The organism is Novosphingobium sp., from assembly GCF_019748365.1.
GTDB lineage: Bacteria > Pseudomonadota > Alphaproteobacteria > Sphingomonadales > Sphingomonadaceae > Novosphingobium.
This window is the reverse complement of record NZ_JAIEPN010000005.1, coordinates 59001-68585: the sequence shown is the minus strand read 5'-3', so window position 1 is coordinate 68585 and position 9585 is coordinate 59001. Positions and strand designations below refer to the sequence as shown.

The window sequence follows — 9585 nt, the reverse complement described above, 5'->3', positions numbered from 1 at the left end:
GTCTGCTCGGCGTTCAACGCCGACTTCGACGGTGACCAGATGGCCGTCCACGTGCCGCTTTCGCTGGAAGCCCAGCTGGAAGCCCGCGTGCTGATGATGTCGACCAACAACATCCTCTCGCCCGCGAACGGCAAGCCGATCATCGTGCCCTCGCAAGACATGGTGCTGGGCCTCTACTACCTTTCGATGGACCGCAAGGGCGAGCCGGGCGAAGGCATGATGCTGGCCGACATGGCCGAAGTGCATCAGGCGCTCTTCGCCGGGGCCGTCACCATGCACTCGAAGATCACGGCGCGCGTGCCGCAGACCGACGAGCAGGGCCGGACCTACCTCAAGCGTTATGAGACGACGCCGGGCCGCATGCTCATCGGCGAGTGCCTTCCCAAGAGCCACACGGTACCCTTCGAGCTGGTCAACCGCCTGCTCACCAAAAAGGAAATCGCCGACGTCATCGATCAGGTCTATCGCCATACCGGTCAGAAGGACACGGTGCTGTTCGCCGACGCGATCATGGCGCTGGGCTTCCGCAACGCGTTCAAGGCGGGCATCTCGTTCGGCAAGGACGATATGATCATCCCGGACACCAAGGATGCCCTCGTCGGTGAGACCAAGGAACTGGTGGCTGACTACGAGCAGCAGTACCAGGACGGCCTGATCACCCAGCAGGAAAAGTACAACAAGGTGATCGACGCCTGGAGCCGTTGCGGCGATCAGGTCGCGGCTGCCATGATGGAAGAGATCAAGGCTACCCCGCTCAATGATCAGGGCCGCGAGGCGCAGGTCAACTCGATCTACATGATGAGCCACTCCGGTGCGCGTGGTTCGCCGACGCAGATGAAGCAGCTTGCCGGTATGCGCGGCCTCATGGCCAAGCCGTCGGGCGAGATCATCGAGACGCCGATCATCTCGAACTTCAAGGAAGGCCTGACCGTCCTTGAGTACTTCAACTCGACCCATGGTGCTCGAAAGGGTCTTGCGGATACCGCGCTGAAGACCGCGAACTCGGGTTACCTCACCCGCCGTCTGGTCGACGTGTCGCAGGACTGCGTCGTCACCATCGACGACTGCGGCACCGAGCGGGCGCTCGAAATGCGCGCGATCGTGCAGGGCGGTTCGACCATCGCTTCGCTCGGCGAGCGCATCCTCGGCCGCACGCTGGCCGAGGACATGATCGAGGCGAAGACCGGCGAAGTGCTGATGCCCAAGGGCACGCTGCTCGACGAAGCCGCGATCGCCAAGATCGAAGCGGCGGGTTCGCAGTCCGCGCGCATCCGCTCGCCGCTGGTCTGCGCGGCGCAGGTCGGCGTCTGCGGCACATGCTATGGCCGTGACCTTGCGCGCGGTACGCCGGTCAACATCGGCGAAGCGGTCGGGGTCATCGCGGCGCAGTCGATCGGCGAGCCGGGCACGCAGCTCACCATGCGCACGTTCCACATCGGTGGTGCGGCGCAGGTGAACGAGCAGTCGAACCTCGAATCGCTGTGCGATGGTACCGTGATCTACCGCGATATCCCGACGATCACGGACTCGCGTGGCCGCCGCCTCAGCCTTGCCCGCAACGGCGAGATCGTGGTGATGGACACCGAAGGCCGCGAGCGCGCGATGCACCGTGTGCCCTACGGTACGCACCTGATCCATGAGAACGGCGCCACCATCAAGCAGGGCGAACGCCTCGCCGAGTGGGACCCGTTCACGCTGCCGGTGATCACCGACAAGCCGGGCGTGGTGCGCTATCAGGACCTCATCGACGGCCGCACGCTGACCGAACTGGTCGACGATGCCACCGGTATCGCCCAGCGCGTGGTGACCGAAAACCGCGCCGGTGGCCGCGCCAAGAAGGAAGACCTACGTCCGCGCCTGACCCTGCTCGACGAGAACTCGGGTGAAACCGCGCGCTACCTGATGGCGCCGGGCACCACGCTTTCGGTCGAGGATGGCCAGACGGTTCAGGCCGGTGACGTGCTGGCGCGTGCCAGCCGCGAAGCCGCCAAGACCCGCGACATCACCGGCGGTCTGCCGCGCGTCGCCGAACTGTTCGAAGCGCGCATCCCGAAGGACAACGCGATCATCGCGAAGATCTCGGGCCGCATCGAATTCGTTCGCGATTACAAGGCCAAGCGCAAGATCGCGATCATCCCCGAGGAAGGCGAACCGGTCGAGTACCTGATCCCCAAGTCGAAGGTGATCGACGTCCAGGAAGGCGACTGGGTCAAGAAGGGCGACAACCTGATCTCGGGCTCGCCCAACCCGCACGACATTCTGGAAGTGCTCGGGGTCGAGGCTCTGGCCGAATACCTCGTGGCGGAAATCCAGGAAGTCTATCGCTTGCAGGGCGTGAAGATCAACGACAAGCACATCGAGGTGATCGTTCGCCAGATGCTGCAGAAGGTCGAGATCACCAATGGTGGCGATACCACGCTGCTGCCCGGTGAGCAGATCGACCTTGAGGAAATGAACGAATACAACGCCAAGCTGGCGCCGGGCATGGCCCCGGCGGAAGGCAAGCCGGTGCTGCTCGGCATCACCAAGGCTTCGCTGCAGACGCGTTCGTTCATCTCGGCGGCCTCGTTCCAGGAGACCACCCGCGTGCTCACGCAGGCGGCGGTCGAAGGCAAGCGGGACTCGCTGATCGGCCTCAAGGAGAACGTGATCGTCGGCCGCCTGATCCCGGCGGGTACGGGCGCCGGCATGAACCGCCTGCGCGTGGCGGCCTCCAGCCGCGATGCCGCACTGCGTGCTTCGTACCGCAAGCTCCAGGAATCGCTCATCGCGCCGAACTCCGCAGCCGAAGAGCATGCCGCCGAGCTGGCCCAGGGCCCCGAAGCGGCGATTGGTGATGATCCGCTCGCCGCGGTCGAGGGCGAGACCCACGGTCTCGACGCCGATGCCGGTGATTACCTGATCGAGGGTGATGAAGCCTGATCGGCTGATCCCCCCGGACACGCCCAAACCAAAGACCCCGTCGGCCGAGCCGGCGGGGTCTTTGCTTTCCTGTCCGCAGCATACGTAGTTCCGTCAGGGCTGCCGGGTGCCCGCTGGCAAGGGCTTGGCTGCTAAGGGCCGAACGCGGCCCCCGCTTTTCGGCAGGTCCGCTTCGGAGATACTCGGCATGCTCGGCGGCACAATGCTCAGCGATCAGGCGCGCAATGGCGCGCGACTTCTCATCGGTCTGCTGTTGGCGATAATCGCGCTCGCCTCCGCGGTGGTCTATGCGATCCGCGCGGATGGCCCGATGACGCAAAGCAGCGCGCTGCAGGCCGAAATCCTCGCGGATGTGCTCCCGCCCCCGGCCTTCGTGGTCGAACCCTATCTCAACGCCTCGCTGATCCTCCGCGATCCCGACCGTGCCGGGCCTTACCTCAGCGATCTCAAGGACGAACGCGCCGAATTCGAAGCGCGCAAAGCCTACTGGAAGACCGCGCGGGTTCCCGGGCAACTGCGCCAGCCGCTTAACGATACGATCGCGGCGGCAGACAAGTTCTGGCAAGTCATGGATAGCAAGTTCCTGCCCGCGGTGCAGAGCGGGAACCGCGCCGCGATGGAAGAAGCGTTCACCATGGATATCGCGCCGATCTACCGCGTCCAGCGTGAGCAGGTGCGCAACATCGTCGCCCTCAGCCGCACCTACAGCGCCGAAACCGTGCGCAGCAATGCGCAGTGGACTGCGTTGGCGCTGACCGGTCTCGGCGCGCTGGCACTGGCCATGCTTGGCCTGATCCTGTGGAGCGCGCGTGCGGCGCAGCGGCTGATCGTCACCCCACTGGTCGAAACGGCGGCGACAATGAAGTGCATGGCGGACGGCGATACCGACGTCGCAATCGAAGGCGCCGGACGGCCAGACGAAATCGGGCAGGTCGCCCGCGCGATGGAGGTCTTCCGCGATGCCGAGGAAGGCCGCCGCAAGGCCTCGGCCGAGCAGGCTCAGGTCGTCAGCGCGCTCTCCGCCGGCCTTGCGCGTCTCGCCGCCAAGGACCTCGAGCACCAACTCGATGAGCCCTTCCCTCCGGCCTACGAAATGCTGCGCAAGAACTACAACGCCGCGGTCGCCTCGCTCGCCGAAGCGCTGCGCATCGTCCGCATCGGCACCGCCAGCGTGCAGGGCAGCATTTCCGAAATCGGCGCCGCCGCGCACGACCTCGCGCTCCGCAACGAAGCGCAGGCCGCGCGCATTGCCGAAACCGCGCGGGCGATGGATGCAGTTACCGGCATCGTCAACGAGACCGCCAATGGCGCGCAGGCCGTCAGCCAGACGATCACCCATGCCGATCGTGAAGCGGGCGAGGGCGGCGAAGTGGTGCGCCGCGCTATCGAGGCGATGGCAGCGATCGAGCATTCGGCACAGGAAATCGGCCAGATCATCAGCGTGATCGATGGCATCGCGTTCCAGACCAACTTGCTCGCGCTCAACGCGGGCGTCGAAGCGGCGCGCGCCGGCGAAGCCGGCAAGGGCTTTGCCGTCGTTGCCACCGAAGTGCGCGCCCTCGCCCAGCGCAGCGCCGATGCGGCGCAAAGCATCAAGGCGCTGATCACGACCAGCGGCGAGCAAGTCGGCACCGGCGTCGAGCTGGTTCGTGAAAGCGGCACCCGGCTAGAGGCCATCGTGCGGCGGATCGGCGAGATCAGCGCCCTCACCGGCAGCATCGCCGGATCGGCCTCGCGGCAGGCGGTCAACCTTACCCAGATCAACGGGGCAATGCGCGAGATGGACCGCATGACCCAGCAGAACGCCGCGATGGTCGAGGAATCCTCCGCCGCCACGCGCAGTCTCGCCGCCGAAGCCGTTCGCCTCAACGAGCTCGTTGCGAGCTTCCGCACCCGTGACATCGCCCAGCGCCCCGCCGCGCTTGCAGCGCCCGAGGCACTGCGGCGCAAGTCTGCTGTCGACGTGCCGTTTGAACCGATGCCGCTGGCGCTCGCCAGCTGATTCCGCTCAAGCGTTCGCGCAGGCCATCCGTTCCAGAGCGGCGAAGCTATCCAGCACGCCCGGATCGGCGAAGGGCGCGATCTGGGCGAGGATCACCCCGGCAAAATCGCGCTCGGTGTCGATCCAGTAGTAGCAGTTGAAGATGCCTGCCCAGTGCAGGCTCCCCGGCGAGCGGCCAGCCGGGCCCGTCTCGGTGTTCACGAGGAACCCGCCCAGTGTCCAGCCGCCGCGCTGGCCTGGAAGCGGATTGAAGGCACTGGCAAAGCTCGGCATCGCGGTGGTCATTTCGCCCGCCGAAAGATGTTCCGGCAGCGCATCCTCGCGCGCGATCCGGGCCATTTCCGGCGAGAGCACGCGCACCCCGTCCAGTTCGCCGCCGCGCAGGATCATGCGCAGGAACCGGGCGTAGTCGCCAGCGGTCGAGGACAGGCCGCCACCGCCGTTGTGATACTCGCCGCCGCCAAGCACCATGCCCTGCGTCTTGAAACCGCCCCCTGCCTCACGCACGTGGATTTGCGCTGCGTCCGCATCCCACGTGGCGCGGAAGCGCGTCTGGGTCATGCCGAGCGGGCCGGTGATCTCGCGCTCGAACCATTCGCCGAGCGTTATGCCGGTCACGGCCTCGACCGCCAGCCCGGCCCAGTCGATGCCGACACCGTACTGCCACTGCGTTCCCGGTTCGAACAACAGCGGCAGATCGAGGCTGGCGCGCTTGCCGCCGGCCATCTTGCCGGTGGCCATGGCATGGCGCAGCAGATCTGCATTCATGAACGTGTAGCCGCAGCCCGAGGTGTGGAGCAGCAGGTGGCGCAAGGTCACGGGCGTCTGCGCCGGGCGAAGGATGGCCGTGCCTGCATCGTCAAAGCCATCGAGCACTTGCGGCTCGGCGAGTTCAGGCAGGATCGACCCGACCGGCGCATCGAGATCGAGCTTGCCGCGTTCGACCAGCTGCAGCACCGCGACGCTGGTGAGCGCCTTGGTCATCGAGGCGATCTGGAACAGCGTGTCCTCGCGCATCGGCACGCCATTCACCGCATCGGCCATGCCGAAGGCGCGTGAATAGCGTGTGTCCTTGCTGTCGGTGATCAGCGCCACCGCACCCGGCAGGTTTGCCGCCGCAACCACGGCCTCGAAATCGGCGATGCCCTTCATGTCCCGTCCCTTTCTCTTGGCCGTCAGCCCTCTTGCGGGGCTTAGAGTCTTTGCCACTTGCGTGGAAGGCGGCACCGGCCCGCTCCCCCGCCCGGCCACCCACGAGAGTACTCTGAATGGGTGGCCGGGCGGGGGAGCGGGCCGGTGCCGCCCTGTTTCGGCTGCGCCGAAACAGCAACAGGTAATCAGCGCGGCTTGCGGTGCTCGCCCCTGACCCAGCGGACCGTGCCCGAACTGGCGCGCATCACGACGCTTTCGGTGGTCATGACGCCGCTCTTGTTGACCTTGACGCCCGCGAGCAGCGAACCGTCGGTCACGCCGGTGGCGGCGAAGATGCAGTCACCCTTGGCGAGCTCCTTGAGGTCGTAGACCTTGTTCAGGTCGGTGATGCCCCACTTGCGCGCGCGGGACTTCTCGTCCTCGTTGCGGAACAGCAGGCGACCCTTGAACTGGCCGCCGACACAGCGCAGCGCCGCTGCTGCCAGTACGCCTTCAGGCGCGCCGCCGGTGCCCATGTAGAGATCGATGCCGGTGTCTTCGTTGGTCACCGCGATCACGCCGGCCACGTCACCATCGGGGATCAGGCTGATACCGCAGCCGAGCGCGCGCAGTTCGGCGATGAGTTCGGCATGGCGCGGCCGGTCGAGCACGCAGACGATGATGTCGCTGGGCTCGACGCCCTTGGCCTTGGCGACGGCGCAGACGTTCTCGCCCGGCGACTTGTTCAGATCGATGATGCCATCGGGATAGCCGGGACCGACCGCAAGCTTTTCCATGTAGACGTCAGGCGCGTTGAGCAGGCCGCCTTCTTCGGCAACGGCCAGCACGGCGAGCGCATTCGGCCCGGCCTTGGCAGTGATTGTGGTGCCTTCCAGCGGATCGAGCGCGATGTCGATCTTCGGGCCTTTGCCCGGCGCGGCGCCAACTTTCTCGCCGATGTAGAGCATCGGCGCTTCGTCGCGCTCGCCCTCACCGATCACCACGGTGCCGTCCATGTAGAGTTCGTTGAAGGCGGCGCGCATGGCTTCCACCGCCGCGGCATCGGCGGCCTTTTCATCGCCCCGGCCGATCAGCTTGGAGGCCCCGATAGCAGCCGCTTCGGTAACGCGGACCATCTCGAGGACGAGGACGCGGTCAAGAACTTGCGAGGCGGCGGGTGCGGGTCGGATGTCGGTCACGTTGACTCCTGAGGCTCGTTGGCGGAAGCTGCCCTGCCCTAGACGGGAGGATGATGGGTTGTCGAGGCGCGGATTAGTATACAGGCGCGCGTTTCGCGCATTCCTATGCGTAAACCTGTCGTTCCTTGCAATTGGAGTGGCCCGGGCTCAGTCGGTGCCCGCTGCCGACGCGGCGCAGGCACCGGCGGCAACCGCCGCTGCGCAGGGTGATTCTGCGGATCCGGACACCAATGCCCAGATCGCGCAGCGCCTGCTGACGGCAGGTCAGCCCAAGAAATGCGAGAAGGCCGGGCCGGATGGCGCGATCGTGGTTTGCGGCGGCCGTGCGGCGAGCGAGGCGGAGCGCCTGCCGCTGCGGGACCAGCTCGAATCGGCGCGGTCCACCAATGATGGCCTGCCACGGGCGCCCAATGTCAGCGGTCTGCGCGATTGCAGCCGGGGCTGCATCGGCTTCGGCTCTGCGCCGACGCCGATGTACTTCTTCGACATCACCAAGCTGCCTGAAGCGCCGCCTGATTCGGATGCCGACAAGATCGCGCGCGGAGAAATCCGGGCGCCGTGACCGGCAAGGCCTTTGGCCTCAGTCCTCCTGAATCAGCCGCAGCAGGCTGCCATCGGGATCGATCAGAGCGCCGACCAGGCCGCCCCACGCCTCGCGCTTCGGGCGGTGCAGACGCGGCCAGCCCGTGGTCTGCTCGGGAATGCCGGCAGCCTCGAGCGCCGCGTAGAACGTCTCCACGTCATCCAACCTGAGGCAGCTGCCAAACGAACTCGTCGCCGGATCAAGGTCCGGATAGGGGAAGAATTCGAGAATCAGGCCGCCACGCGCGAGGATCATCCAGCCGGCATCACGCCAGGATTCGGTAAAGCCGAACTGCCCGTAGAACCGCGCGGTGACCTCGAAATCGCGCGAAGGCAGATTGGGGGTCGCGTGATCTGCCATGGCGGATCAATCCTCGAGGATATGCATCACCAGCGGCGGCGCGGCGAGGCTTGGCGAGCCTTCGAGCAGGCGCAGCGCTTCGGCGATCGCGCTTTCCGGGCCTTCATGCGTGACCATGGCGACCAGCACCGCCTCGGTGCTGCCGATCGCGGCGCGGCCCTTCTGGATCAGGCTTTCGATCGAAACCCCGGCATCGCGCATCGCGGCCGTGATTTCGGCCAGCACGCCGGGGCGGTCGGCCACCGTGAAGCGCAGGTAGGCCTTGCCGGTGCGGTGGCCGCTATCGGCCGGTGCGGCTTTCTCAAGCTCGGCGGCGGGAATCGAGAACGGCGCGCCGATATCGCCGCGCGCGATGTCGATCAGGTCTGCCACCACGGCGCTGGCGGTGGGGCCGTCGCCCGCACCCGCGCCCTGGAACAGCAGGCGGCCGACGAAGTTGCCTTCTGCCACGACCGCATTGGTCGCGCCATCGACGTGGGCGAGCGGATGGTCGCGGTGGACAAGCATCGGATGCACGCGCTGGAACAGGCGGCGCTGGCCCTCGGCGTCCACTTCGGTTTCGGCCATGCCGATCAGGCGGATGTAGTACCCCAGCGCATCGGCCTGTGCGATATCGGCGGCCAGCACGCGGCGGATGCCAGTGGCGGCAACCGGCTTGAAATCCACCGCCGTGCCAAAGGCTATGCTCGAGAGAATCGCCAGCTTGTGGGCGGCGTCGATGCCGTCGATATCGAACGTCGGGTCGCTTTCGGCATAGCCCTTGGCCTGCGCCTCGCCCAGCACGTCGGCGAAATCGCGGCCGGTGTCCTCCATCGTCGAGAGGATATAATTGCAGGTGCCGTTGAGGATTCCGTAGATGCGGTCGATATGGTTGGCCGCCGCGCCTTCCTTGAGTGCCTTGATGACCGGGATGCCGCCCGCCACCGCCGCTTCGAACTTGAACGCGACCTTGGCGGCTTCGGCCTTTGCGGCAAGCTCCAGCCCGTGGTGCGCGACCATCGCCTTGTTCGCCGTCACAAGCGCCTTGCCCGCCTCGAAGGTGGTTCGGGCGAGCGCCAGTGCCGGGCCGTCGGCGCCGCCGACAAGCTCAACCACGACGTCGACATCGGGCCTTTCGCCGAGGATCACCATGTCGTCTTCCCAGGCATAGCCGGACAAATCGACGCCGCGGTCCTTGCTGCGGTTGCGCGCGCTGATCGCGCTGATGGTGATCGGACGGCCCGCACGGCGCGCAATGAGGCCTGCGTTGGCTTCAAGCAGGCGGATGACGCCACCTCCGACGGTGCCAAGACCGGCCAGCGCGATGCGCAAAGGTTCGCTCATGATGATCCCCGTAAAATCTTATGGCGCGCCTTAGGGTAGCTGATCCGCCCCCGCAACCGCCGCCG

7 protein-coding genes are annotated in these 9585 nt (G+C 66.4%); 3 read left to right on the top strand and 4 right to left on the bottom strand.

Annotated elements, in window-relative coordinates; all coding sequences use genetic code 11:
* Together K5Q19_RS01695 and K5Q19_RS01690 are read left to right on the top strand one after the other, a co-directional pair.
* Positions 1–2922: DNA-directed RNA polymerase subunit beta' (locus K5Q19_RS01695; protein WP_292940323.1), on the top strand; the 2922-nt coding region annotated here is incomplete at its 5' end.
* A gap of 187 nt (positions 2923–3109) precedes the next feature.
* Positions 3110–4924 (top strand): methyl-accepting chemotaxis protein, encoded by a 1815-nt coding sequence (locus K5Q19_RS01690; protein ID WP_292940320.1) that lies wholly within the window; start codon positions 3110–3112, stop codon positions 4922–4924.
* Positions 4925–4930: 6 nt separating this feature from the next.
* Here K5Q19_RS01690 and K5Q19_RS01685 read toward each other — a convergent pair whose 3' ends face one another.
* Positions 4931–6076 carry a serine hydrolase domain-containing protein gene (locus tag K5Q19_RS01685; protein WP_292940318.1) on the bottom strand — a complete coding sequence of 382 codons (1146 nt, stop codon included), beginning with the start codon at positions 6074–6076 and terminating at the stop codon, positions 4931–4933.
* A 185-nt stretch (positions 6077–6261) separates the two neighbouring features.
* Positions 6262–7254 (bottom strand): class II fructose-bisphosphatase, encoded by a 993-nt coding sequence (glpX, locus tag K5Q19_RS01680; protein WP_292940315.1) that lies wholly within the window; start codon positions 7252–7254, stop codon positions 6262–6264.
* A gap of 154 nt (positions 7255–7408) precedes the next feature.
* On the opposite strand from glpX, the gene K5Q19_RS01675 reads away from it, so the two are divergent.
* Complete coding sequence (locus K5Q19_RS01675) at positions 7409–7816, top strand: hypothetical protein (RefSeq protein ID WP_292940313.1); 408 nt, start codon at positions 7409–7411, stop codon at positions 7814–7816.
* Between the two features lie 18 nt (positions 7817–7834).
* Here K5Q19_RS01675 and K5Q19_RS01670 read toward each other — a convergent pair whose 3' ends face one another.
* Positions 7835–8197: a bleomycin resistance protein gene (locus tag K5Q19_RS01670; RefSeq protein ID WP_292940310.1), complete on the bottom strand. Its 363-nt coding sequence runs from the start codon at positions 8195–8197 to the stop codon at positions 7835–7837.
* Positions 8198–8203: 6 nt separating this feature from the next.
* Entirely contained in the window at positions 8204–9520 is a 1317-nt protein-coding gene (locus K5Q19_RS01665) for a homoserine dehydrogenase (protein ID WP_292940308.1), read from the bottom strand.
* Positions 9521–9585: the final 65 nt, after the last annotated feature.